A 24,537-nucleotide genomic window follows, 5' to 3' on the forward strand; every position below is an offset into this window, starting at 1 on the left:
ACTTCTCCTTGAAATGAACTTTGAGATCACATCGTCAACACGCGGCAGCGGAGACCGTCGGCCGTGAAGCGCTCGAACAGAGCCCGCTGCTCGGATTCGCCCGCGCACTGCACCACCAGCTGATAACTGGGTTCCAGTTCGCGGTCGTCGGCCAGCCTGTGATTTGCGGTCGAGATCTCGCCCTGCAACTGGTCGAGCAAGTTCTGCAGTTCGCCGCTGCTTGTTTCCACGAGCGCGGCGAGCGCTGCTACCTGCTCTTCATCCCGGCCAGCGAGGCCGCCGAGTGGATCGTAGAAGGCGAGCAGCTTGTTGGCCTCGTCCTCGTTCACGTCGAGCACCAACACCGGCACCAGCTGATCGGGCGTTGTCTCGGCCCGCAGATGGCCGTCGATCAATTGCAGCGAGCCATTGGGCAGTTCACGCGCCAGTAAGGCACCGGCGTAACCCACTTCGTTCAGCAACGACCGCAGGGCCCGTTGCTGGGCCGGCGGATGGGTCCGCCAGTTGCGCGGGTTGGGCAGCAACTGGCTCGCGGGGATGCGGCGGAAGGCTTGAATACGATCTCGAATCAACATGGGGATGGCTCCTAACATTCAACGGGTGATGGATTTGCCGGTTGTTCCGTGTCGCTTAACTGGCAGGCCAGACAGGGCCAGAGATAGACGAGAGACCCGCAACAGGGGCAGCGACGCAGGTTTTCGGGATCGAAACCCGGGGGCGGATCAGAATTCCCGACTATTTTTGCGGCCGGCTGGGAAGATTTTTTCTCGGCCCGGCGCAGGCAGCGACTGATGGCCGACGGGGAGACTCCGAACCGCTGCGCCAGCCAGCGGCGCGAGTGCCCTTGCTGGAAAAGTGCGATAATTCGCTCAGAATCGAGGGGTAGCAGGGGAATAGACACAACGAACTCCTGAATAGATTAATTGCAACTGCGCACGACACGGCGATTGGCCAGCCGCAGATACTATACATCTGTTCAGTTGTTGTCAATAGTTTTTGACGATCTTTTGATGAGACAGGCTTGACGGCCTAAGGAAAGCCCTGCATAAATTAGATGTGAATCATTCACTATTCGCAGCGAATCTGCTGTAGTCACTTGTAGGAGGTTTTCAGGTGGGAAAGAAGAAAGCAGCTAAGAAGCCCGATGTGATGGACGACCGCGTACCACGCAAGGAGCCCTACACCAGCGCCCGGATGACCGGCGTGCTCGAGCGGATCCGCGAACAAGCGACCCGCATGTCGGCCCTCGCTCGCTCGCTGGACGACGCGAAGATCGATTCGATCGTCGTCGATGGCCACGCGATGTTGATTCGCGGCCTGAACCAGATTGAAAATTTCCTCGACAACGCCTCGCGCGCCGTGCGTGAAGCCAAGTCCTCGCGAGAAGCTCTCTAAGCTCTCTCGCGCAGCAAATCTCTCCCCGGGCAAGCAACAACGGGCCCACGAGATTCAGGCAAGTTTTCGCTCTCTGAACGACGTGTGTCATGTCCCGACTCGTGCGGGACATGCACACGCGAGCTGCCGCTATCTACGTGCGGGCCGCTTCGAGCCGCTGCCAGGCTTCTTCAGCCCAGGGGCTATCGGGCGCGAGTTCCACAAATCGCTGCCAATGGGTCTCAGCCTGCGAGGCTTCGCCCGCTTCATCGAGCAACCTCGCCAGGTGATAGTGCGCGTCGGCATAGCTGGGATGATGCACAATCGCTCCTTCGAGCGCGGCAATCGCCAACTCTCCTTGCTGCAACTCGGCCAATACACAGCCTAGATTCGCGCGAGCCTCGACAAAGTCCTCGTCGAGTTCGATGGCCATGTAGTACCGCTCTCGCGCGCCAGCAAGATCGCCGTGGCGATAGAGCATTTCTGCCAATTGAAAGGACCATTCCGCCGACGGTCCATTCGCGGCGAGCGCTGCTCGCAGCATCTCCATCGCGCCGGGCAGGTCCCCCTGTTCATCGAGTTCCAGCGACCAGTTCAACAGCGTTGAGGCCGGCGTGCTGTTGGCGCTTCCAGCGGCCAGAAACTGCGCCGGCGAGAGGATGGTGCTGGACGCTTGTTCGGCGGCAGCCTCTGCGTCGAATTCAAACCGCTTCTGTCCGCTCGGTTCGACGAGGCCTGCGTCGCGGCGGAGCAGAATCTGTCGTCCGTCGAGCACCACGCCCAGTTCGGCAATGGGTCGCGAAACATTCGGCGCCGCGCGTTCCAGTTCCGCCAGTTGTTCTTGAATCTGCTTGGGCGAAGCGCCCGCGCGATGCAACTGAGCCAATTGCCGCGCCACGGCCACTTCGGCGAATTCGAAATACGAAACGCGATGCTGTTGCTCGCTGGCACGCAGCCAACCGCGCCGATGCCAGTTGCGCACGCGCCAGGTATCGACGCCGGCCAGTTCGCCCAGCATGGCGGTAGTGTAAAGCCGGCAGGTGGTATCGGGCGCACTCATTGCGAAGGGTTCGTTGGGAAAAGTTCGGTTAGCGGGCCTTGTGGACAATTTCGCATAGGCGGCCGAGATCGCTGCCCACTCGCTTCGAGTCGACACCGTCGCGGGAATGCACGCCGTTCACGAACGCGGCGAAGGCCAATCGCTGGCCACTCGCGGTGGTCAGATAGCCGGCCAGCGCCTTCGCGGTGATCAGCCCGCGATCGTTGAGCACATTGTCCCACACCAGTGTACCCGTTTTGGCGTTGACCTTACTCTTCACCAGGCTGTCGGGCTTGACGGTCTTCGCCAGCGTCCCGTCGACCCCCATGATCGGCAGGGCCCGTTCGAAAGCGGGGAAGTCCGCGCGGGTCGACAAGTATTGCAGCAATTGCACCGTGGCGTGAGGGGTGACGTAGTCGGCTCGTGCGCCGCCAGCACCGCCGCCAAACGAGAGGGTGTCGACATCGAGCCCCGTGCGTGCCAGAAACTCGCGCTGCAACTTCATGCCATCGGCCAACGTGCGCTTTCCTTTGCTCGCGGCCAGTAACAACGGCAATTCGCTGGCGTGCAGGTTATGGCTGACCTTCAAAATCAGCTTGGCGTTCTCGGCGAAGGGGAGCGAAACCAACTCGGCCACTTGTTTGTGCTCGCTGTAGCCGCTGGGGGTGGGCAATGACGCGGCCGGATGCTTGAGCGATGGCTTGCCCTCGACAGTGACTCCCGCTCGTTCGAGCGCCTCGATCAGCAGCGACCTGGCCCAACCTGCGGCATCGGTCACTTCGTGAATCTTCACGAGTGGAGACTTATCGGCGGGAATCTTGCCGGTGACAGTGATGAGCCCGTCAGCTTGCTCACTCACGAAGATTTCCGACTTACCCCCGGCCGCGATCGTTTCGACGCGAGCTTCGACACGCACCACGCTGCAATGAGGTCGCCAGGTCAGCTCGGCCGGTTTGCCCACTTCGCCGGGCTTGAGCACCAAATCGATGACATTGTCGTTGATGATGATCGGCGAAACCTGCTTGGGCCCGCTGCCCGAGCCTTCAGCACTTTCGAACAGGCGATCGTCGACGAAGACATCGCCGCTGACGTGGGTGATGCCTGCCGCGCGCACCTGGCGAGCGAGTTCATTCAAACCGGTGAGCGGATCTTGCGGCGTGATGCCGGCGTCGCCACTCCAGTTGGCATAGGTGTGATCGGAATCGCTGAAGGCAATTTCGCCTTTGTCCGTCGTGCGGCCCCCCATGGTCGGGTCGCCACTGGCTCGCAGAATGAGATCTCCCTTCAGCTTGCCTGCGTCGATTTCTCCGCGAGCAAAGATGGGCGTACGAAAGCGGTAGTCGGCACCGAGGGCATCGAGCGCCGCGGAGGTGGAGAAAACCTTCGTTACGGAAGCGGGCGCGAAGAGCTTGTGCCGATTGTGTTCGTAAACCGTTTCGCCGGTCTTCAGATCGACAAACAACAGCCCCCAGTGAGCACTGCGGTAGGCAGCATCGTCCAGCACCTCGGCGATTTGCTTCGGCAGCGGTTCGGCCGCCGGCAAAGAAGCAGCCGCCACCAGGCCCAGCCAGCCAATCAACAAACTGCAAAGCGAACAGCAGCGAAGGAGTGGGGAGTGCATAGGCGGTCGATCGTTTTGTGGGGAAGTGCGAAGGCGAAACACCAGTAGCCCGCCCAATTCTGGCTGCTGCTCATTCTAAGTTCCGCCGCCCGATGGGGCGAGTGGCGAAAAATCTTGGCCTGCGCAAACCGTTGGGCCGCAAGGACATTTGCACACATGTGGTGAATATGTTTTAAATTATATCGACTCAACTATTGACAATGATTCACCAACTTCTAAAGATTGGCTCATCACTTGGCCGTCCTGTTTCATGCGGATCGGGATGGCTGACAAGTGCTCGCAACCGCTTTCTTTTAGGGGTGAATTCATGTCCGACTCTGTCCTATCCCTCCCGCCAGACGGTGATTCCATCGCTGCATCAGCCGCCGAGGATCTAGCTGCGGCATTGTGCGAACCCGTCTTGCCCGAGGCTGTGTTGTCCGAGCCAGTAGCGCCGGCCAAAGTGCCCGTCGATCTGGTCGCGCCACATCGTTCCGCAGCCGTCTCAGCGGTGCAAGCGGCTCACGATCTGCCTCCCGGAGTTCGGCAACGACTGACCTCGCTCGTCGAGCAAGCCGCCAATTTGAATGCGGATGGCGATCCGCTGTTGTCGACGCGGCAGGTGCTCGAGTTGCTCGCGCAGGGCTTGCCACCCGTGTTGCGGCGAGAAGCGACCACGACGGTCAGCCAACCGGTTCATCCGGCCGGCGACGCCTTCTTCCAAGTGCACAGCGATGAGCTCTCCGACCAGCAGGCCGAGCAAATCGCCCGCACGCAACTGCAACGCGCCGGGCTGTTGCAGAAGTAACTCGCGCCGTTGGCGTCAACCGAACTCAATCACGATTTTCGTTCTCTTTTTTTCCTTTTGGAGTTGAATGCAATGTCTCAGTTTACGACTGGCAATGTTCCCGGATTCGATGTCGCCATTGAATCGGACCAAGCACAGGTCACCTGGTCGGGCCGTCATGGCCAAGACCAGATTGTCACGCAGCGCGTCATGCTCGCTAGCGAGTCCGTCGATGGGGGTAACACGCCCGAAACCACGCTACGTGGCGGTACCGTCCTGGCCCTGCGCGACAGCGACGGTCAGGCGGTGGTCTACGATCCCGATGCCAACGACGGCTCGCAAATCGCCGTCGGCGTACTCGAGCAACATCAAGACATGCTCGTGAATGGCGTCGCCACGGATCGCTTTACGCAGCTGATTGTGCATGGGCTGCTGCGCGAAGCAGAGCTTCACAATCTCGACCCGCGGGCCCGTCAACAGCTGGCTTCGCGAATGCTTTTCGATCGCAAGCCGGCCTCTACGGCTCCGCTGCTCAGCCCGCGCGGTGTCTATCGCAAGAGCACCAACTACACGCTCACGGCGGCCGATAGCGGACTGATGTTTCTCGCAACGGGGGCAGCTGTCTTCACGTTGCCGACCAAGGCGAACGGACTTGCGTTTCGCATCACGCAAACCGCTGACAACGATCTCACGATCGGCGGCAGCAGCGATCTCATTCACAAGGGAAATGCTGCAGCCAGTTCCGTCACCTTTAGCACCGCTAGTCAAAAGATCGGCAGCCAGGTGCTCGTCGAGTGCGTCTACACCAACGGCGGCACGCTGAAGTGGTTGGTGACCAATCTCGGCGGCACCACCGCGACTGTTTCGTAGTGAGGAAGGGGCCAGAGGCTAGGGACCAGGGGCCAGCGAGAAATACTCACCACCCCGACTCCCGACCTCTGACTCCCGAATCCCGTCTTCCCCAGTTCCCAGTTCCCAGTTCCTTTTTTTACCGGAGTTTCCATCATGGGTCTTTCTGTTTCTCAAGTTCTCGCTCCCAAAACGATCATCAAAGCGGTCAACCAACTCAACCTGCCGGGCACGACGTTGCAGCGGTTGTTTGGTTGGCACTTTGCTGGCACCAACAAGGTGCAACAATCGGGACGCAGCTTTGCGTACGACGTTGTGCCGAGCACGCGGACGGTGGCGACTGGCCGCACTCCCGGGCAGTCGTCGAGTCGGCAGCGTCCTCAAGCTGTTCAAGCAGTGAAGGGGAGCTTTCCTCGCGCTGCCGAGACCATCTCGCTGCTCGACGAAGACCTGCTTAATCGCCGCGCGATTGGCGGTCCCAGTGACGAGCTCGATGTGCGCGGCGAGACGTATGTCACGCGCCAGGAAGCATACCTGTCGCAGCGGTTTGCCAACCTCATCGAGTTTCAAACCGCGGCCATGCTGCGGGGCAAGTACTCGTTCCTGGAAGACGGCGACGATCTGCGTCACGGCTTCACGGGCGGCCTGACCGATGTTCACTTTCGCATCCCCGCGGGAAACCTCGACCAGCTCAACATGCTGGGCGATGGGAACATTCTGAATGCCGACTGGGCGACCGCCGGCACCGACATCCCCAAGCATCTGCACCAGATCAACGCAGCGATGGTGCGGCTGACGGGACTCGGACTCGCGCACGTGGTGCTGACCAGCGTGGGCTGGCAGCACATCGTCAACAACACGAAGGTCCAAGCCCAAGGTGGCTCGGCCAATGTGGTGTTCGAGTCGCTCCGCCGCGTCGGTGCGGGCGAGTTCTCGGCCGTGCTGCGAGCGATTCCGTGGGTCACTTTTCATGTCATCGATTACGGCTTGGAAATCTGGAACGGTTCGAGCGAGCCGTTCACCAAGCTGATCGACGATACGCATGCGGCGTTCTTCCCCGACCCTTCGCGTCGCTGGACGCAGTTTCTCGAAGGTTCGGAAATCGTCACCGAAGGGCCAAACGGACCCAAGTCCGAACGGTTTGGCTTCCACCCGTTTGCGTTCCCCACGCACGACCCGAGCGGTTGGCAATTGAGCGCTGTCTTCAATGGCATCCCTGCGCTCTACATGCCCTCCGCCGTCGCCTACGGACGACTCACGGGTGGATCGTACTAAGAGGGAGGAAGGGGCCAGGGGTCAGGGACCAGGTATCGGAAGCTAAACACTTCCGACCTGCCCGACTCCTGAATCCCGACTCCTGAATTCCCTGGTCCCTAACCTCTAACCTCTGGCCCCTACCCATGACCTACTGCACTACTGCCGATCTCGAAGCCATCTGGGCCCCAGACCTGTTGCTCGCAAGTGTCGACGACGACGAAAGCGGCACGCTCTCGCCGGCGGAAGAAGCGCACCTCCAGCGGGCGATTGAACGAGCCGCAGGTCGCATGAATGCGATCTTGGAAGTTCGCTACTCGCTGGCCAGTCTCGCGGGCAATGCCTGGTGCCGCGATGCGAACGCCGCGATCGCCGTTTACTTGCTCGCGATTCGTCGCGGCGAACAAGCACCTCAAGCCCTGCAAGAACAACACGACACCTACTTCGCAGAACTGCTCGAAATCGCCGCCGGTCGGCGAAACATCCCCCAAGCAGTCATCACGCTCGATACCAGGCCCAGCGTGACGAACTTCCGGGTCGATTTTTCGCAGGCTCGCGCGGTGAGGAGGGACTAGGGGCTGGGGGCTGGGGAAATGCTGATGCAATGGCATTTGCGGTTTCCTCTCCTGCTGCCTCTCCTCCCTCTCCTCGGTACTCCGGGGAGAGGGCCGGGGTGAGGGGCTGAACTGCGATCGAGTATCCACCCCTAGACCCCTCACCCTAACCCTCTCCCCAGAGTACTGAGGCGAGGGAACCAGACATTTCCCCCGCGACCTCTGACTTCCGAATCCCGAACCCCGACTCCCCGAGGAACCCATGACTCTGTTCACCAAACTTCGCGATACCTTGCTACGACGGACAACTCCCCAGCGAGCGGCAGCGCCGGTGACGGCCACGCCGGTCACAACGCGCGTCGATGACTTACCGCCGTTCACGCTGCAGACCGCTGACTTGATGCGCTATGATCCGCAGGTGCGGATTGCTTTGGGTGCGCGGAATGGTCTGTTGATGGCGGCGCAGATCGATGTGACTGGGCCGCAGCCCGCGATGAATCGCTGGGTGCAGCAGCAGTGGGATCGCATCTGGACACAGTACGCCCATCAATTGCTCAAGGCGAAACTGTACGGCTTCATGCCGTTCGAAGTGGTGTATCGCGAATCGCAATCGGGCGAGTTTCGCGGGCTCATTGAATTCGCGGCGCTCAAGGATCGTCACCCGCGCGATTGTCGCCTGCTGATGCGCGGCGACGAACCGATTGGCTACGTGATGCGCGAAAAAGAACGCGAGACCGAAGTCTTCGCGCCCCTCGCGCTCAACGCCACCTTCGATTCCGAATGCACGAATCCCTATGGCTGTGCCCTGCTCGCGCGGGCTTATCCCGCCTGGTACGAGAAGTGGATGGAAGGAGGTGCCAAGCGAACCATCCGCCTGCGGATGATCAAAGATGCGTACCTCGGCGACATCTTTTGGTATCCGCCCGATCGTAAGGTGCAACTGGCTGATGGGCAGGAACTCAGCTGGCGTGACCTGGCCCGCGAAGTGGTTGAATCGCGGCAATCGGGCGGCGCGATGACCTTGCCGCTGCTGTACGACCAGGATGGTCGCAAGCTGGTCGACTATACGCCGCCGCAGGGTGTTGCCGGCTACACCGCCATCTTTCACTGGAAGAAAGATCTCGACCTGGAGATCTGGAAAGCGCTCGAAGTGCCTCCCGAGATCATTCAGGCCTCGACAAGCGGCAGTGGTTTTTCGGGCCGCTGGATTCCGTTCGTCGTCGCCCTCAGCGCCGTGCAAACCGAGCTGGCCGAACTGATTCGCTGTCTCGATCGCGATATCCTCCGGCCCATCTCGCAACTCAACTTCGGCGAACAACCTCAGTACGAGATCAAGCCCCGCCCGCTCACGGAGATTTACTCCGAGCGGTTTGGGTCGCGGGGTTAGGAGGCGGGAGGCGGGGTCAGGAGATCAGAGGTCGGGAGTCGGAGGTCAGAGGAAAATGCCTTCTGCATTTCCCCAGCCCCTAGCTCCCAGCCCCTTTTTTTTCTGCTAGCTCGTGACCTAACTAGTCACAGCCGATTGCTCTAATGTTCAACCGTACACTATTCATCACGATTAGGAGATTCTGTCATGTCGCAATTGCCTCCGCTGTTTTCTGTTGTGTTGTTGCCGAGTCGCGAGACGGTTGCTCGCGGGCTAACGCTGCGCGATGCCTCGACCTGGATTCGCACCTACAACGAGGTGATGCAAGGAAGTCCCGCGCAAGCGGTCATCGCCGAAGAAGGTGCGGCGAGTCCGGTTACGTACCGGCGGGCCGCTGCTTAAAGAGAGCGGCCCAGCGCGTCGTTTTTGGAGAAGCCATCGATGGGCGAGTGCGTTTGGCACTCGCCCAGGAAGCGACTCGTGCGCGCTTAGAACTTGTAGGTGATGACCTCACCGTCCATCACATTGCCCAGGTAGCGATAGCTGATTTCGTCAATGGTGTACTGGATGACTCGCACCGAGCCATCGCACATCACCATGTTGAAGCCACCGGGATGAGCGCTGCCGAAGATCTGCAGATTGGCAACCAGCCGAGTGTCTTGACGCGGCGGGAAATAACCGGGGACGGCGACGGAGCGGCTGTTGTCGTTATCAAAGCCGACATACAGGTTTTCGTTATCGGCGGCGTCGGTGCCCGTCGTGTAAGCCGTGGGGCTCAGATACTTTTCGCCCACCATAAAGGAATTGGACAGACCATCGGTAATGTCCTTGAGCTTGACCGTGCTCTTGTCGAAGAGAATGCCGGGATAGGTCGCATGGGCCGAGGGAGCATCGGCGGCTGCACCGCCGCTACGTTCGTTGCCTCCATCGCCGCAGTTGGCCCCATAGTCGAGCTTGGCACCCTGGCTCACGGTTGCAGCATTCACAGGCTGAACGGTGATCGGATAAATACGCGCGGCTCGTCGCGACGGACAGTGATAGAACTTGATCGGCACTCCGACAAGACGAGCCAACTCAGCTTGCTTGAGCGGACCTGTTTGCCCCAGGCCAATATCGCGCAGGGCCTGCTGTTCAATGAACGGAAGAATGTTGTACGTCCAACCGCCGGGTTGATTCTCGCCGAAGCCACCATCGGGATCGCCAACGTAGTTCCAGCCCCAGCCACCCGTGGGCAAGTGTCCCAACGTGTCGTGATGATTGTGAAAGGCCAGGCCGATTTGCTTCAAGTGGTTGCTGCACTGAATGCGGCGAGCCGATTCGCGGGCTTGTTGCACTGCCGGTAGCAGCAGCGCGACTAGCACGCCGATGATGGCAATCACCACCAGCAGCTCCACGAGAGTGAAGGCGGAGAGGCGACGAAGGGAAAGTCGCCGCGCGTGAGTGCGGAGAGGGAGAGGAGGCATGAATGACATTCCTGGCAGTAAGAATCGAGAGAGAATGAATCGTGTTAGTGAGCTTTGAGTTCCAGCACCAGGCCTCGCTCCTGCCCAGGAGCATCGGGCGCGACTTCGGCACCCAAGGTGGTGTTGGTGTTGAACTGCGACGGAATGGATTCCGCGCCGGCCGGGTTCTTGGCCGAAACTTGCACGCGGTACATGCCCAGCTGCAAGGCGGGAAAATCCAAGCCTTCTTTTTGCAGCGAGACACTGCCATTGGCGTCGGTGGTTCCACTGGCCGACGTGATGGCGCCGCCAAAGAACTCTTCGGGCACAAACGTCACACTGGCATTTGGCAAGGGCCTGCCGTTGTAGACCACCTTGCAGACCAGCGGCATGACGCCGATGGGTTGCGAGCCGTAATAGGCGACGCGCTGACCGATTTCACTGGCGGTAAGTTGGCCGTTGCCATCGAGATCGATGCGTGGCAGCGCGGCTTGCACGCCCGGGCAGGCCGACAGTTCCGCTGCTTCGATGGTGCCGTTTTGATTGGCGTCGAACAGTTTGATGGCCTGGCTACCCGCCGACCCCGAGTTGTAAGACGGAATCGAAACATCGGGACCGCTTGGACCACAGCCCACGAGTGCGCAGGCAAGGACGAATAGCGAACCCAGCCAACAGGAATTGCTCGGTGGCAACATCGACGTACCTGAGATCAGCGACCAGGCGAGGGACGCCTGATAGGAAGAAGGGGAGAGAGTTGTATTGATGAGCAGGCTTCGGCAATAAGGCTTCCAGAGCGAAGATCGTCCGCTTTCAGCAGCCGGCTCAAGTACCAATCCATGTACTCAGCCCCCAGGATAGGAGGGCTGCTGATGCCGCTCAAAGGTTAATTTCGTACCAATTTTTATTTTGCGCAAACCCGCTGAGATTAGCTAGGGCAATTGATGCCAAAGGACAAGCTTGGGTTGCAGTTACAGCGACGAACGAAGAGCTCTGGGCGGTTACTGTGCACAAAGTGCGAAGGTTATCAAACCACCCGTTTAGGGCCTGTTCAGCCGTGAGTGTGAACAGGGGCAAAAGGTGGGTATCAAACGGTTATCAGAAAATGGCTTATTACTACTCGATTCTCGACGCAACGTGTTTAAAGGATGATGTTTATGGCGACAGATTTAAATCAATTTTTAGCGCAAAAAGTTATCAAAAGCGGCTCGTCACGAGCGCTGAAAAGGGACTGTTCAAGGGACGGTCATTGGCCGGCGAGCAGATACGCGAGCAAGTGGCGGATCTCGTCGCGCGAGAAGGTATCGAGCAGACCGCTGGGCATGGGGGACGTTTCTGTTGGTCGGTGTGCCGAGATTTGCTTCTTGTCGATTTCGACGGTTAGCTCGGGGCGGAGGGGATCGGTATTGAAGGTCAACTTTTCGGAGCGGTAATCGACCGCGGCTACGACGCGCCCCGTGTACGACTTGCCGTCGTCGGTGAGGATGGTTTCCAGCCGGTAGTTTTCGGCTACTGACAGATTGGGGAGCACGATCGACTCCAGCAGGTCCCGCTTGCTGAAGCGGCGACTTACCTGCGTTAGTTCGGGTCCAACTGCTGCGCCGCGTAAGCCGACGCGGTGACAGCGCACGCAAAGCGCGTCGCGAAAGATCGTCGCTCCGAGCTTGGCGTCGCCGGGTGAGGCTTCGTTGTTGTAGAGGGAGGCGAGTTCTTCGAGCATCCACTTTTGTACGTGGGGTCGCGGCGGCGGCAGTGGTTCGGTGGGTTCTGGTTTGGGTTCGAGCAAGTCGGCGAATGCTTTCTTCTCGTCCTCGCTGAGAGTCGCCAGGATTTGTGGTCGCAGCCATTTCTCGAATGGCGGCAAGCCAGCGCCGCCGATCATTCGAGGAATGTTGTTCAGGGCAAGTAGTTCTGTGCGGCGAGTTTCAGGGGTCCAACCAGCGCGGGTATTGCGCAAGGCCAGCAGGCCGGCCAGTTGATCTTCCTGCACGCTACCGACGAGCAATGTCTGCGCAGCAAAGGGGGGCAGTTCGGTTGATTCGAGTTCACCCATCAGCAGCGCGACGCGGCGGCGGAGTTCGTCGCTCGTTCCTGCGGGCGCTACTGCGAAGGTGGCGTTAACGGTCAGCTGTTGCGCTAGCGACTGAAGTTCTCGTTGCAGGGCCATTCGGTTTTGAGCCACGACTTCCGGCGCTTGCTCGTGACACAACTGCACGATCCGCAGCCAGGTGAATTGCGCGGAGAGATCGAGTTGCGAGAGCTTCCGCCGCAGTACGCGGCGCAGGAGCTCGGGAGCATCTTCGGCGCGGCGCGCTTGGGCGAGTGACAACGACAGGAGTAACAATTCGCTGCGATCTTTCGCGACCCACTTCTCCCAATCGCTGGTGGGCTGACATTCGAGGAAGAGTCGGCACGCGTAGCTCAGGACGGGATCGTCTGTGGTGACGGCTTTCGCGCTGGAGACCAATTCCGGAAAGGTCGGTGGTTCTGTAGAGGGATTCAAAATGGTCCGAAAGTTCGTTCGCACCAGAGCAGCATGCTCGCGGGCTTGGGTTTCGTGCTTGCCGAGCGCGATTGGCTGAGGCAGCTGGCCGGAGTAGCGCACGCGATACAAGGCCGACTGGGTTTTGCGCCCGCCGGTGATCAGATACATATCACCATCCGGCCCCGCAGCCACATCGGTGACATTGAGCGGGCGACCTTGCAGAAAGAGTTCTGCCGCCGCGCGATAGCTGGCACCGCGCGGCGCCAGATGAACCGCGATGACGCGGCCGTAGGTCCAGTCGAGGGCGAACAGTGCCTGGCGATAAGGATCGGGGAAGTTCAACTGATAGCCGAACATTACCGAGGTCGGCGAACTGCGGCCGATATCGAGCAGTGGCGGGGCATTGTCAGGCTGGTCGTGAAAGCGGGGCGGAAACTTGCCCGTCGATTCGCGGTAGCCGGCATCGCCGCCGGCCAGCAACTGCAAGATGCGCGTCGGGCGATACCAGGGCATCCCCATATCGAATTCGTTGTCAGCATCGAACGTGAATGGCTCGCCCGACGAGTGAATGGCGATGCCGTAGGGATTGCGCATGCCAGCGGAGAGAAGTTCCCAGTTCTGGCCGGCGCTGTCGGTGCGGAGCAGGAAGCCTTCGCGCTTTTGGTCTTTCCGTTTCGATTCGTTCAGCGGGGAAGTGAAGTCGCGAATGTGCTCGCGCGGCACATCGACCGAATCTCCTTGGATGGGATAGAGGACGTCTTGATCGCCGACTCGCACCACCGCCAGGTCGTTGCGTCCGTGGCCGACGTTGCCGGGAAACTCGCGCAGCAGGGTTTCGTGCCGCACCTTGCCAGCGTCGTCGATTTGGAAGCGGTATATCCCTTTCGAGTTGTTGGCGTTCGCAATCAGCCAGTCACCAGCGACCACGAGTCCGCGAATCTCTTTGAGCGACGAAGCGATGGGTTCCACTTTCTCAACCGACTTGCGATCGGCTGCCAAAGTCATGCGCAGCAGGCCCTGGTCTTCGCGCGAAATGAGGAGTCGCCCTTGAGGATCGAATATCAAGCTGATCCAGGAACCCTCGTCGGCATGGGCCACGCGCAGCTCATCAATTTCGAAGCCTGGGGCGGTCCAAAACTTGGGAGCTGTCTTGTGGGGCGAGTCGGTCTTGGCTTGTTGCCACTGCTCGTAGTTTTCAAAAGGGGAAAGCTCGATGCCGCGCCGACCGAGGTTCCATAATTCGGGCAATACCGGGCCCAGATCTTCGGCGGACCAGTCCTGATCGGTAACGAGGTGCGTTGTGCTCGTGGGGTGCTTCACCGCGAGCGACATCGCCACGGCGGCGGGTCCGGGAACTGGCCGGGCGCGAATGATCAGTTCGTTCTCGCCCCGCTGCAGCCAGCGGGTGACATCGAGCGTTTGCAGCTGGCAGTAAGGAGCGACGGCGAGAACAGGCTGGCCATTGATCTCGATCGTTGCCCGACAAAAATCTGCTGCTACTTTGAGCTGGGCCGTTGAAATGGGAGCATCGAGTTTAAAGCGGCGCTGGAGTTGGATTTCGGCCGTGGGATCGTCACCTTGCCAGAGCCAATGCGGCGTGGGTTCCAGGCCCTGCTCGCGACCATCGGCGGCCATCAGAGCGAGGTGAGGACTCGCTGACCAGAATGCCAGCAATAAGAAGCAACCAAGGCCCTGGGTAGTAGCACGGCGAGCGAATGGCATTTGCGGTTATCCGTTTTGCGGCGGGACCGTGAAGGGGAACCAATGGCTGCAGTAAGTCGCAAGTTTTTGTTAGTCTAGCGTGTGGTCATCTGCCAGGCGAAGCAGTTTGATCGTAGCGAGTTCCATGAGGTGGCGATGCATCCCGATTCTGCAAAAGTACACGCTTCGGTGGCTACCGCTCCGGCCGAATCGATTGCCGAGGGAACGAACCTGCAGGTGCTCGCCGAGGTCTTTCGGCTGTCGCCCGCTTTTCTGGCTGTGCTGCGTGGCCCCGATCATGTGTTTGAACTAGCCAACGATGCTTACCAGCAACTGGTTGGCCACCGCCCGCTGGTGGGCCGTTCGGTGCGTGATGCCTTTCCCGAACTCGAAGGCCAAGGCTACTACGAACTGCTCGATCGGGTGTACACGACCGGTACACCCTTCGTGGGCGAGAATGTGCAAGCACTGATCCGGCAAGAGCCGAACGGCCAGCCGGTCGAGATTCGGCTGAACCTGGTCTATCAGCCTCTGCGAGATTCGCGTGGCCAGATCGTCGGCATCTTCGCTCACGGTGTCGATCTCACGCAGCATCATCTGGCCGAGCAGGCGCGGCAAGAGATGCTTGTCCAGATTCAGCAGCAGGCGCAGATTTTTGAAACAACGCTTGCTTCGATCAGCGACTTTGCCTACACGTTCGATCGTGCGGGGCGTTTTTTGTATGCCAACAAGCCGCTGCTTGACTTGCTGGCCAAGCGGCTGGACGAAGTGGTGGGCAGGAACTTTCACGACCTCGACTATCCGCCCGCGCTAGCCACCAAGTTGCAGCTGCAGATTGCTCAGGTCTTTACCACCGGTCAACAGCTGGCCGATGAAACCGAATTCACCGGTGCCGATGGTACGCCCGGAATCTACGAATACATCTTTCGCCCGGTCTTCGATCTCGCGGGGCAAGTCACGGTAGTCGCAGGCTCGACGCGCGATATCACCAGTCGCAAACGGGCCGAAGAACCTCTCCGCCGCAGTGAGGCTCGCTTTCGCGCTCTGTTCGATCAAGCGGCCGTGGGCATGGTCGAGTTTGATACCAAGGGCGTTGTCACACGGACGAACGAAACCTTCTGTCGTCTGGTCGCCAGGCCAGCGAGAGAGATCGTCGGCTTTAACTCGAACCACTACACCCATCCCGCCGACATTGACATCGGCCGCGAGAACGTCCGGCTGATTGAGTCCAAGGGAGCCTCGCGGGCGAGTTTCGAAAAGCGGTACATTCGTGCCGACGGAACTCCGGTGTGGGCTCGCGCGACGTTGTCACCGCTGTACGATGGCGACGGCAAACTAATGAGCTTGATGGGAATCGTCGAGGATATCTCGGAGCAAAAGAGCGCTGAAGATCGCATGCGGTTTTTGATGCAGGTGAGCGATACCGTTCGGCCGCTGATCGATCCCGACGAAATTGTAGCCGCCACTGCCCGCCTGCTGGGTGAGTTCCTCGACGTCGACCGCTGTGCCTATGCCGAAGTCGAAGCCGATCAAGACACGATGAACCTGGTGGGCAACTATACGCGCGGCGTGAAGAGCATTGTCGGCAAGCTGACCTTTAATGCTTTCGGCGATGAAGTGCTGCAGCTGATGCGCGACGACCTGCCGTTTGTGGTGTACGACATCGACAGCCACCGGCCTCGCTTGGATGTGGATGCGTACCGCGAAATTGAGGCGCAGGCTGTGATCTGTGTGCCGCTGCACAAAGGGGGCCGATTTGTAGCCTCGATGGCTGTGCATCAAAGGCAGCCTCGCGTGTGGACGAGCGACGAGGTTCAACTCGTTCGCGCCGTGGCTACGCGCTGCTGGGAATCGATCGAGCGAGCTCGTGTCTCTCGCCAATTGCAACAGCGAGAGGAACGCTATCGAACCTTTGTCGATACGGTTTCGTCCGTGGTATGGCTGTGCGATATCGACGGGCGAATGACCAGCCACAATCCCTCGTGGGGTGGATTCACCGGCCAATCGAAAGCGGAGTATGAGGGTTTTGGCTGGCTCATGGCCATTCATCCCGACGATCGCCAGCGGACGGCGGAGATCTGGCAGCAGGCAGTTGAAACGCGACAGATGTACGAGTGCGAATATCGAGTGCGTCGTCATGATGGCGAGTATCGCCACATGATTGCCCGTGGCGCGCCCGTGTGTACCGCCGATGGCAAGATTAAGGAATGGGTCGGCAACTGCACCGACAATCACGACGAGCGTCAGCTGATCGAACAGAACGAACTGCTGCTCGAGTCCGAACGCGCTGCCCGTACCGAAGCGGAACGAACCGGGCATATGAAGGACGAGTTCCTGGCCACGCTCAGTCATGAGCTGCGCACGCCGCTGAGCGCGATTCTGGGCTGGGCACAACTGCTGCAGCATGCCGAGATTGCCGCTGACGAAGCGCGCGAAGGGCTGACGACCATCGAGCGCAACGCACGGGTCCAAGCCCAGCTGATTGACGACCTGCTCGATATGAGCCGCATCATCTCGGGCAAGATTCGCCTCGACGTGCAGACGGTCGATGCGAGCGCCACCATCAATGCGGCCATCGACACCGTCCGCCACAGTGCCGAGGCCAAACGAATCGCCATTCGCACGACGCTCGATCGTCAGGCAGGTCCGATCACGGGCGATCCGCATCGCATTCAGCAGATCGTGTGGAACCTGCTTAGCAACTCGATCAAGTTCACTCCCGCCGATGGCCAGATTGAAGTGTCGCTGCGGCGGATCAACAACCATGTCGAGATCAGCGTGCGCGATAGCGGCGTGGGCATTGCGCCGGAGTTTGTGCCGCACGTCTTCGAGCGCTTCCGGCAGGCCGATGCTTCAACGTCGCGCCGCTTCGGCGGTCTGGGACTCGGGCTGGCAATCGTCAAGCAACTGGTCGAGTTGCACGGCGGCGCAATCTACGCGACCAGCGCCGGCGTGGGCCAAGGGAGCACGTTCACCGTGCAGTTGCCAATTTCCATCATGCTTAGCCGCGAAGAACAACCGGCGAAGACCGATCGCACACGCTTGGTCGCTGGACGAACCGATCCGCGCGACTGGCTGCAGCCCAACCTCAGCGGCGTGCAGGTGCTCATCATCGATGACGAACGAGACGCTCGGGAACTAGCCAAACGGATTCTGACCGAATGCCAGGCAACGGTGCTGGTAGCTCCGAGCGGCAACGAAGCGCTGCAGATTCTGGAAACCGCCAAGCCCGATGTCATCGTCAGCGATATCGGCATGCCTGGTCTCGATGGCTACGAACTGATGCGCCGCATTCGTGCTCAGGGACATACCGTGCCCGCTGCAGCGCTCACTGCCTTCGCTCGGGCGGAAGATCGCAACCAAGCGATCCTCGCCGGCTTTCAGACGCACCTCACCAAACCTCTCGATCCAGGCGAGTTGATGACCACCGTGGCCAAGCTAGTTGGTCGCACGGGCAGCAATCTCTCGGCCGGCAGCAGGTCGACGATTAGGTCACCAATCCCTTGGTCACCATCATGAAGACGTCTTCCAGCGAAGGGTCTTTTTCGGCAAAGCTGCGGACCTCGACCTTGTTGTGGATGAGTTGCTGCAGCAGTTCGGCCACGCCGCGGTCATCGGTCTCCAGCTCCACCACGCAGCTATTCACATCGGCCGCGACCCGTCGCGTGTAAGGGCTGGAGCGAATCACCGACATGCCGACGTCGGTGTTGTTCACAAAACGAACCTCGACGGTCCGATTGCCGCGAATTCGCTTGTACACATCTTCGATGGGTCCGTGCATCAGCAACTGTCCACGCTCGATGATGCCAATGCTCGTGCAGCAGTCGGCCAGTTCCGAAAGAATGTGGCTGGAGATGAGAATCGTTTTCCCCATCTTCCGCAACTCTTTGAAGAGCGCCTTCACTTCGACACGAGCTCGTGGATCGAGGCCGCTGGTCGGTTCGTCGAGAATCAGCACCGGTGGATCGTGCACCAGCGTCTTGGCCATGCACAACCGCTGCTTCATGCCCTTCGAGAGACCGTTGACGTAATCGTCTCGCTTGTGCCCCAGGTCGAGCAGTTCCAGCACGTCGCCGATGACTTGCTTGCGGCGGCTTTTGGGCAAGCGATACGCAACGGCGTAGAAGTCGAGAAACTCCCACACCTTCATGCCGTCGTACACGCCGAAGTTATCGGGCATGTAACCCACGCTTTGCCGCACGCCCATCGGGTCCTGCGTCACGCTGTGGCCGTTGACGATCCCTTCGCCGCGGCTCGCTTTGAGCAGCGTGGCGAGAAAGCGAATCGAGGTGCTTTTGCCGGCGCCGTTCGGGCCGATAAAGCCGAACATCTCGCCCGCTTCAATCTTCAGGTTCAGGCATTCGACCGCGCGAAAATCGCCGTAGTCTTTGCCGAAGTCGATCAGTTCAATCATGCGAATTGAATCTAGCTGGAGTTGGACCCGCGTTGCTCGTACCGACATCGTACCGCGAATCTCTCGGCGAAGTAAGTCTCGCCGGTTTCCGCGGGCCAGCCGCCCGAACTCACAACGCGTGTGCCTTCCGCCGCCTTCTCCAGCCGACAACGCCTATCCCCGCCATGCCAAGGCTCCACATCACCAGCGTCGCGGGCTCGGGAGCAACAGTGGTCGCACCCAGGAACGAAGCAAAGTTGCCGACGAGGCCACCGGGAGTCGAGCCGAACATTTCGTGGTCGAAACCGACGATCATCCGCGCCGATTCTTTCCCAGTGATGTCGCCAAAGTCCCAGGCAAGTAAAGATCCTTGCCCAGGCACGAGGCCGGTCTGGGTGACCAAAAAGCCTTGCCCCGTTTCCGAGACGACTCGCCCCGCGAAGAAGTTCACACCAGCCAGGGTGGTCGGCGAGTTCAATGCTTGACCCTCGGTGGTAAAGGTCTGTGTCCCGGAGAAATTGGTGTTGGCGACGAGGCTCACCGGCCCAGCACCCGTCGCATTCAGGAAGCCCAGCAGGCTGTTGTTGCGCGAAGCATCAAAGCCGTTGTGCTCGCCGGTCAGATACATTCGCCCGCCGCTCTGCAGATAGGCTTCCATCGCCGTGGTATCGGTCCCACTCAGATTGGCGTTATAGCGCAGATCCCACACCTGTTCGTAACCTGAATAATTGGCGAGCGCGCCGCCGGAGTTCACCGTGTAACCAAGGCCCGTCAGCTGACTTTTGGGAGACGCCGAGAAACTAGTCACACCCGTATCAATCACATAGATGGCTGCGGACGACTCCGCGACCGCCCCTAACACAACGGTCCCCAGCACAGCCAGACACGCCAGAGCGCAGCGAACGAATCTCATAACCGGTCCCTTGCAAACAACAGTTTCCGGGCGATGAAGCAACCGCCTCTCTTCCTAGGCACCAAACGCCAAGAAGCAGGGCGCTGCCTGGAGATTTTTCCCGGATGACAACACGCGTATCAGTCAGAGACCAGGACCAATTCGTCTGCAGCACCAAAGGTGCTGTAAGCCTCGCCATGTGATCCACGCTCCAGATCAACCTCGCCATGCCCCGCTTGTCTCGCATGGCCACTCCTCGCCAATCAATTTGCGTGCGAAGGAAGCTCCGTGTCTTGCCAACTCCGAACTGCGAACTGCGAACTCGAAACTCTCGTGGTTGGGGAAGATGGTAAACTACGAACCGGTCATGGCTACTTCTGAATTGAATCCGGTGCTGCTAGAGAACATCGCTCGCGTGCGCGCGTTGGTGGCTGAGGCAGCGGTGCGAAGCGGCAGGCAAGCGACAGACGTGACGATCGTGGCAGCGACGAAGTACGTCGATGCGAACATTACGCGGCAGGTAGCAACAGCCGGCATGCTGGAGCTGGGAGAGAGCCGGCCGCAAGAGATCTGGTCGAAGGCGCCGGAACTGACCGACCTGCCGATTCGCTGGCACTTGATCGGCCATTTGCAACGCAACAAAGTCCGTCGCACGCTGCCGCTGGTCTCGCTCTTTCATTCCATCGACAGCCTGCGACTGTTGGAAGAACTCGAAACCGAAGCGGCCAAACTGGAACAAACCGTTTCGCTCTTGCTCGAAGTGAACATCTCGGGCGATGCCGCCAAGCATGGCTTTTCGCCCGACGAAATGCCCGCCGCCATCGAAGCAGCCGCCAAGCTGAACCATCTGAAAATCCGCGGCCTGATGAGCATGGCCGGTCTCGATACCGACGCCGCCACCGCCCAGCGGCAATTCGCCGCCGTTCGCCAGCTGCGCGATCAACTGGCACCCAGCGCACCACCGAACATCAGCCTCGCCGAGCTGAGCATGGGGATGAGCGGCGACTTCCGCGAAGCAATCGCCGAAGGAGCCACCATTGTCCGCATCGGCTCCAGCTTCTTTGAAGGGCTGTTTTAGAATTGTCCCAGGTATTATCGTGGCGATTCGGCGTTTGCCGACAAATCGACAATTACTCCAAGGACTTGCTTAAGTGACAGATTTTCCCGCTGATGCCGATGGTGATGCGCTGCGGCGCGTGGTGGCCGATGGCAACGACCTGAGCCAGCCGATGCAGGTCGATTTTCCGGTCGTGTTCGACAGCCTGGAAGCGACGCCCGAATTTGTCGAGGCAGCTCGCAGTCGAGGTTATGACGTCGAGATTGGCGAACTGGATGACGAAGCCGACGAAGGCGAGAAGATTGATGTCTTCTGCGTCAAGACCATGCTGCTGACCTACGACGCGGTCATTGCGTGCCAGAACGAGCTCAACGAATTGAGCAAACCTTACGGCGGCTTCTGCGATGGCTGGGGCACTTTCGGCAACGTGGAAGGGGCGGAAGAGTAGGGCGAGTCGAACCTCTTCGTCTGCGCCTGCCAACCTCGCAGCTCGGGCCCCTCACCCCGACCCTCTCCCCGTGAGTACACGAGGCGAGGGAGTAAGGAAGCAGACCTCCGACCGTTATCCCAGAACGTAGTTCACTACTCAAAACCTCTCCTGCGGAGTCTTCTCGTGACGAGCATGCTGTCGGTTGTTAGCCGTCGTACTATTCTTGCCCTGACGATCTCAGCCTTGTGCCTGGCCAGCACGGCTGCGGCTCAGACGCCTAAGGCCACACCGAGCGAACTGGCCAAACAGTCGTTCGAAGCGCTCAAGGCGAAGGACTTGCCCAAGTTTGTCGGCATGTTCCATTCGGCCGAGTTGAAGCGGTTCAAAGACTTCGCCGTCACGATCTTCAAGGAAGAGAAGCCGCCGGAAGAGATCGCAGCCATTCGCAAGCAGTTTGCGCCCTACCAGGATCTGGCGGCTGTGAACGCCGCGACGAGCGAACAATTGATGTCGGCGCTGCTCCAGAACAGCCTGCTGAGTATTCCGGGGATCGACACGATTCTCGGGATCGCCGACTTGACCGTGATGGGCGAGATTCCCGAAGGGGCTGACACCGTACACGTCATCACCCGCAGCTTTTTGCCCCGGCCTCAGCCCGTCAGCTTTCAGAAGGAAAACGGCGAGTGGAAGCAGATGCTCACCGCCGAAATGGCTCAACTGGTAAAGGCCATCGAGCAGAAAGAAGCAATTCTCAAGAAGGGCCTGAAGCCCGAAGAAGTGCTGAGCCAGTTCAAGATCGAAAAGCTGGTGGTCCTCGGCCATGTGCCCGACAGCGAAGAGCGAGTGCAGGTTCTCGCCCGCACCCACGGCAAGTTTGGCGACTTCGAAACTGTCACGCTCGGCTGTTATCCCGTCACCAAGGCCGACCCCGCCTGGCAACATCTGGCGGACAAAGACAAGACCAAGCTGAACGAAGCGCTACAGAAGCAGTGGGTGAAGTGAGGGGCGGGGAAGAGAGGAAGAGGTTAGGGACCAGGGGCCAGGGACCAGGGGCCAGAGATCGGGAGGCGGGAGGCGAGAATGTTCGCTTACGCCCTCGCCCCTGCGGCGGGGGTTTAGTGGCTTTTGCACTAGCGATTTGCTATCGACCAACTAAGTTATTGTCGTATAAAAAATCTTAAACAACTTATTGACAACAGATCTTTCTGTCTGCACAATATCTCACTGCGTGTCGGCTGTTGTCGTCCAGAGTGGTGAGGAGTTGTGCCATGGTGTCGAATCGAGAAAGTGCTGCGAGCGAAGAAGCTGGTCGTGTCCAAAAACCTCACGCAATGGGAAGTGGCAATGCGCCTTCTCTCGTGGGAGTAATGCCAGAAACTGTGCGGCAGCAGGCAGGGTTTTTGGACAAAAAGGATAGTGTGGAAGCGGGCGCCGCTATTGCGAATGTCGCCAACAATGGCCTGCAACCTGCCAATTCTTCACTTCCGCAACGTGTCCAAAAACTCCAGGGTATGGAGAACGGTATCGAGAACCGCGTCGAGCAGTTTCTCGCGAAAATGGCACCGGAAGCTGTGCGGCAGCCGGCAGGGTTTTTGGACAAAAGCGATAGTGTAGAAGCGGGCGCAAGTGCCGAGTTGGGCTTGCCGGAACAAGCTCCGCTGGTGAAGGGTGGTCGGCCAACGGTAATGACTGCGGCCATGGTCGAGCGGCTGTTCCTGCTGCTGTCGGTCGGCTTTTCTCGGCGACAGGCAGCCGAATATTTGAAGATTGCCCCGACCACGATCACCAATCTGGCCAAGCGGGATGAAGATCTCGCCGCCGAACTGCTGCGGGCCGAAGAACTGGGCCGGCTGCAGCCAGAACTCACACTGATGGCCAAAGCGCGTCGCAATTGGCGGGCGGCGGCGTGGTATATGAAGTTCAAGCTCAAAAATCCCACTCCGCTGAGTGAAGAAGAGCAAGAAGAACGCCACCAGGCAGAACTAGCGGTCCTGCGTCGCAAGGCGGAGTTGAAGCGAGCCAAGCGGCGAGCGAAGTGAACGCCGGCGTCAATCGCCGAAGTCAATGATTGCCGGGCAGCTTGGCCGACGACCAAAGACCCGCCAACCGGTGCCTAGTGAAATCGAGCGAGATATTCCTTTTCTTTGGAGTGACTTTCCTCTATTGTAAGCGAGCCAAATGCTTCCGATTCCCTTTCCTGGATTACTCAGCCGTCCAACTGAGTTCTGTCTTAAAGCGGAGATTTTCGATGAAGCTGTGTCGATCGATGCCTCGCCGCGCGTTCACTCTTGTCGAACTGCTGGTGGTCATTGCGATCATCGGCGTGTTGGTCGCTCTGCTCTTGCCCGCGGTGCAAGCCGCGCGCGAAGCGGCTCGCCGGATGCAATGCGGCAACAATCAAAAGCAGCTGGCTCTCGCTTGTCACAACTATCACGACACGTACGGGTCGCTGCCGTGGGCCGCTTCGCAAGGCTTGGGCTTTACCTACCATGCCCACGTCTATCCCTTTATGGAGCAGCAGCCGCTCTACAACATTATTCAGTTTCAGGAATCGGGTGAGGGTAGCGATAGTTCTCCGAATTCAACCTTTTCCGTCGTCGCCAAGACATTTGTGAAGACGCTCAAGTGCCCTTCCGAGATCACCGGCAACCACTGGTCGCAGGCGATCAACAATCTGTCGGGGCGGGCGGTTGGCAACTATGTGGGTTGCGTCGGGAGCGATGTGCAGCTTGATACGCCGCAAGCGGCGGGGAACATCGACGTCCGCAATGGCAACGGCACCATGCTGGTGTTTCATGTGGCCCAAACCACCAATCGCACGGAGCCGATCCGCTTCAAGCAGATTACCGATGGGCTCTCGAACACTTTTTTGGGAGGTGAATCTCCTTTTTCGGTCGTGGGCGTGTGCACGATTTGCGATCGCATGTACGGCTATAGCTACGATGTCGATGCCGCCAATGCGGCTTCCGGCAGCGGCGACTTTTCCGAAGTGGTCTGCTCGACCTTCTACAAAATGAACCTGTCGATGGCGAAAGGGACGGCCAGCGGCAACGAGCGGGAACTGTCGTTTGGCAGTTATCATCCCGGCGGCTGCATGATGTACCTGGGCGATGGCTCGGTCCGCTTCGTGACTGAGAGCATCGACCTCAACATTTGGAAAGCCGTGGGATCGCGCGATGGCGGAGAATCGCTGCAACTTCCTTAGTCCTAAGTCTCTGGCACTATCTACTTCGTCCTCCCTCTTTCTGAAAGTGAATCGATGCTCTGCAACCTGCGTTTGTTCGTGTCGCTCTTTGTCCTGGGTTGCATCCTGTCGC

21 protein-coding genes are annotated in these 24,537 nt (G+C 59.5%); 13 read left to right on the forward strand and 8 right to left on the reverse strand.

The features are described from left to right. Positions 1–26 precede the first annotated feature (26 nt). The gene (locus NA78x_RS30985; RefSeq protein ID WP_425616256.1) at positions 27–575 is read right to left on the reverse strand and encodes a hypothetical protein; all 549 of its coding nucleotides are present in this window, start codon (positions 573–575) and stop codon (positions 27–29) included. A gap of 538 nt (positions 576–1,113) precedes the next feature. Here NA78x_RS30985 and NA78x_RS30990 point away from each other — a divergent pair. Then, positions 1,114–1,395 carry a hypothetical protein gene (locus tag NA78x_RS30990; RefSeq protein WP_425616257.1) on the forward strand — a complete coding sequence of 94 codons (282 nt, stop codon included), beginning with the start codon at positions 1,114–1,116 and terminating at the stop codon, positions 1,393–1,395. Positions 1,396–1,528: 133 nt separating this feature from the next. Here the strand turns inward: NA78x_RS30990 and NA78x_RS30995 are convergent, their stop codons facing one another. Next, entirely contained in the window at positions 1,529–2,434 is a 906-nt protein-coding gene (locus tag NA78x_RS30995) for a tetratricopeptide repeat protein (RefSeq protein WP_425616258.1), read from the reverse strand. A 28-nt stretch (positions 2,435–2,462) separates the two neighbouring features. Beyond that, complete coding sequence (gene dacB, locus NA78x_RS31000) at positions 2,463–4,034, reverse strand: D-alanyl-D-alanine carboxypeptidase/D-alanyl-D-alanine endopeptidase (RefSeq protein WP_425616259.1); 1,572 nt, start codon at positions 4,032–4,034, stop codon at positions 2,463–2,465. Between the two features lie 307 nt (positions 4,035–4,341). Between dacB and NA78x_RS31005 the strand changes: the two genes are divergently transcribed. The 6 genes from NA78x_RS31005 to NA78x_RS31030 all read left to right on the forward strand — a co-directional run bounded on the left by NA78x_RS31005 (position 4,342) and on the right by NA78x_RS31030 (position 9,225). Next, positions 4,342–4,821 (forward strand): hypothetical protein, encoded by a 480-nt coding sequence (locus NA78x_RS31005; RefSeq protein WP_425616260.1) that lies wholly within the window; start codon positions 4,342–4,344, stop codon positions 4,819–4,821. A 72-nt stretch (positions 4,822–4,893) separates the two neighbouring features. Beyond that, positions 4,894–5,670 (forward strand): head decoration protein, encoded by a 777-nt coding sequence (locus tag NA78x_RS31010; RefSeq protein WP_425616261.1) that lies wholly within the window; start codon positions 4,894–4,896, stop codon positions 5,668–5,670. A gap of 135 nt (positions 5,671–5,805) precedes the next feature. Further along, complete coding sequence (locus NA78x_RS31015) at positions 5,806–6,924, forward strand: major capsid protein (RefSeq protein WP_425616262.1); 1,119 nt, start codon at positions 5,806–5,808, stop codon at positions 6,922–6,924. Positions 6,925–7,049: 125 nt separating this feature from the next. After that, the gene (locus tag NA78x_RS31020; RefSeq protein WP_425616263.1) at positions 7,050–7,478 is read left to right on the forward strand and encodes a phage protein Gp36 family protein; all 429 of its coding nucleotides are present in this window, start codon (positions 7,050–7,052) and stop codon (positions 7,476–7,478) included. A 241-nt stretch (positions 7,479–7,719) separates the two neighbouring features. Then, complete coding sequence (locus NA78x_RS31025; protein ID WP_425616264.1) at positions 7,720–8,844, forward strand: phage portal protein family protein; 1,125 nt, start codon at positions 7,720–7,722, stop codon at positions 8,842–8,844. Between the two features lie 186 nt (positions 8,845–9,030). After that, positions 9,031–9,225 carry a hypothetical protein gene (locus NA78x_RS31030; RefSeq protein WP_425616265.1) on the forward strand — a complete coding sequence of 65 codons (195 nt, stop codon included), beginning with the start codon at positions 9,031–9,033 and terminating at the stop codon, positions 9,223–9,225. An 86-nt stretch (positions 9,226–9,311) separates the two neighbouring features. Here the strand turns inward: NA78x_RS31030 and NA78x_RS31035 are convergent, their stop codons facing one another. From NA78x_RS31035 to NA78x_RS31045, 3 genes are all read right to left on the reverse strand, one after another. Beyond that, the gene (locus NA78x_RS31035) at positions 9,312–10,286 is read right to left on the reverse strand and encodes a DUF1559 domain-containing protein (RefSeq protein WP_425616266.1); all 975 of its coding nucleotides are present in this window, start codon (positions 10,284–10,286) and stop codon (positions 9,312–9,314) included. Positions 10,287–10,330: 44 nt separating this feature from the next. After that, entirely contained in the window at positions 10,331–11,098 is a 768-nt protein-coding gene (locus tag NA78x_RS31040) for a hypothetical protein (protein WP_425616267.1), read from the reverse strand. Between the two features lie 410 nt (positions 11,099–11,508). Then, on the reverse strand, positions 11,509–14,469 hold the full coding sequence (locus NA78x_RS31045) for a hypothetical protein (protein ID WP_425616268.1): 2,961 nt from the start codon (positions 14,467–14,469) through the stop codon (positions 11,509–11,511). A 135-nt stretch (positions 14,470–14,604) separates the two neighbouring features. Here NA78x_RS31045 and NA78x_RS31050 point away from each other — a divergent pair, with 135 nt between their 5' ends. Next, positions 14,605–17,967, forward strand: a complete 3,363-nt coding sequence (locus NA78x_RS31050) for a PAS domain S-box protein (RefSeq protein WP_425616269.1) — start codon at positions 14,605–14,607, stop codon at positions 17,965–17,967. On the opposite strand, the gene NA78x_RS31055 is transcribed toward NA78x_RS31050, so the two are convergent. Beyond that, positions 17,936–18,862, reverse strand: coding sequence for an ATP-binding cassette domain-containing protein (locus NA78x_RS31055; protein WP_425616270.1), 927 nt, complete (start codon positions 18,860–18,862; stop codon positions 17,936–17,938). The genes NA78x_RS31050 and NA78x_RS31055 overlap by 32 nt on opposite strands. A gap of 109 nt (positions 18,863–18,971) precedes the next feature. After that, positions 18,972–19,754, reverse strand: a complete 783-nt coding sequence (locus NA78x_RS31060; protein WP_425616271.1) for a PEP-CTERM sorting domain-containing protein — start codon at positions 19,752–19,754, stop codon at positions 18,972–18,974. A 346-nt stretch (positions 19,755–20,100) separates the two neighbouring features. Between NA78x_RS31060 and NA78x_RS31065 the strand changes: the two genes are divergently transcribed. From NA78x_RS31065 to NA78x_RS31085, 5 genes are all read left to right on the forward strand, one after another. After that, the gene (locus NA78x_RS31065) at positions 20,101–20,811 is read left to right on the forward strand and encodes a YggS family pyridoxal phosphate-dependent enzyme (RefSeq protein WP_425616272.1); all 711 of its coding nucleotides are present in this window, start codon (positions 20,101–20,103) and stop codon (positions 20,809–20,811) included. A gap of 73 nt (positions 20,812–20,884) precedes the next feature. Beyond that, on the forward strand, positions 20,885–21,238 hold the full coding sequence (locus NA78x_RS31070; RefSeq protein WP_425616273.1) for a ribonuclease E inhibitor RraB: 354 nt from the start codon (positions 20,885–20,887) through the stop codon (positions 21,236–21,238). Positions 21,239–21,403: 165 nt separating this feature from the next. Continuing rightward, the gene (locus NA78x_RS31075; RefSeq protein WP_425616274.1) at positions 21,404–22,222 is read left to right on the forward strand and encodes a hypothetical protein; all 819 of its coding nucleotides are present in this window, start codon (positions 21,404–21,406) and stop codon (positions 22,220–22,222) included. Between the two features lie 365 nt (positions 22,223–22,587). Continuing rightward, entirely contained in the window at positions 22,588–23,259 is a 672-nt protein-coding gene (locus NA78x_RS31080; protein ID WP_425616275.1) for a hypothetical protein, read from the forward strand. Positions 23,260–23,468: 209 nt separating this feature from the next. Then, on the forward strand, positions 23,469–24,425 hold the full coding sequence (locus NA78x_RS31085) for a DUF1559 domain-containing protein (RefSeq protein WP_425616276.1): 957 nt from the start codon (positions 23,469–23,471) through the stop codon (positions 24,423–24,425). The last annotated feature ends 112 nt before the right edge of the window (positions 24,426–24,537 follow it).

This window comes from Anatilimnocola aquadivae (genome assembly GCF_049819085.1).
Taxonomy (GTDB): Bacteria; Planctomycetota; Planctomycetia; order Pirellulales; family Pirellulaceae; genus Anatilimnocola.

What these genes read in the sequence shown, in the direction of transcription:
- NA78x_RS31005 (WP_425616260.1), top strand. Translation starts at nt 4,342, where the DNA reads ATGTCCGACTCTGTCCTATCCCTCCCGCCAGACGGTGATTCCATCGCT.
- NA78x_RS31080 (WP_425616275.1), top strand. Translation starts at nt 22,588, where the DNA reads ATGCCAGAAACTGTGCGGCAGCAGGCAGGGTTTTTGGACAAAAAGGAT.
- dacB (WP_425616259.1), bottom strand. Translation starts at nt 4,034, where the DNA reads ATGCACTCCCCACTCCTTCGCTGCTGTTCGCTTTGCAGTTTGTTGATT.
- NA78x_RS31060 (WP_425616271.1), bottom strand. Translation starts at nt 19,754, where the DNA reads ATGAGATTCGTTCGCTGCGCTCTGGCGTGTCTGGCTGTGCTGGGGACC.
- NA78x_RS31020 (WP_425616263.1), top strand. Translation starts at nt 7,050, where the DNA reads ATGACCTACTGCACTACTGCCGATCTCGAAGCCATCTGGGCCCCAGAC.
- NA78x_RS31085 (WP_425616276.1), top strand. Translation starts at nt 23,469, where the DNA reads ATGAAGCTGTGTCGATCGATGCCTCGCCGCGCGTTCACTCTTGTCGAA.
- NA78x_RS31030 (WP_425616265.1), top strand. Translation starts at nt 9,031, where the DNA reads ATGTCGCAATTGCCTCCGCTGTTTTCTGTTGTGTTGTTGCCGAGTCGC.
- NA78x_RS31010 (WP_425616261.1), top strand. Translation starts at nt 4,894, where the DNA reads ATGTCTCAGTTTACGACTGGCAATGTTCCCGGATTCGATGTCGCCATT.
- NA78x_RS31035 (WP_425616266.1), bottom strand. Translation starts at nt 10,286, where the DNA reads ATGCCTCCTCTCCCTCTCCGCACTCACGCGCGGCGACTTTCCCTTCGT.
- NA78x_RS30995 (WP_425616258.1), bottom strand. Translation starts at nt 2,434, where the DNA reads ATGAGTGCGCCCGATACCACCTGCCGGCTTTACACTACCGCCATGCTG.
- NA78x_RS31065 (WP_425616272.1), top strand. Translation starts at nt 20,101, where the DNA reads ATGGCTACTTCTGAATTGAATCCGGTGCTGCTAGAGAACATCGCTCGC.
- NA78x_RS30985 (WP_425616256.1), bottom strand. Translation starts at nt 575, where the DNA reads ATGTTGATTCGAGATCGTATTCAAGCCTTCCGCCGCATCCCCGCGAGC.
- NA78x_RS31015 (WP_425616262.1), top strand. Translation starts at nt 5,806, where the DNA reads ATGGGTCTTTCTGTTTCTCAAGTTCTCGCTCCCAAAACGATCATCAAA.
- NA78x_RS31050 (WP_425616269.1), top strand. Translation starts at nt 14,605, where the DNA reads ATGCATCCCGATTCTGCAAAAGTACACGCTTCGGTGGCTACCGCTCCG.
- NA78x_RS31025 (WP_425616264.1), top strand. Translation starts at nt 7,720, where the DNA reads ATGACTCTGTTCACCAAACTTCGCGATACCTTGCTACGACGGACAACT.
- NA78x_RS31055 (WP_425616270.1), bottom strand. Translation starts at nt 18,862, where the DNA reads ATGATTGAACTGATCGACTTCGGCAAAGACTACGGCGATTTTCGCGCG.
- NA78x_RS31045 (WP_425616268.1), bottom strand. Translation starts at nt 14,469, where the DNA reads ATGCCATTCGCTCGCCGTGCTACTACCCAGGGCCTTGGTTGCTTCTTA.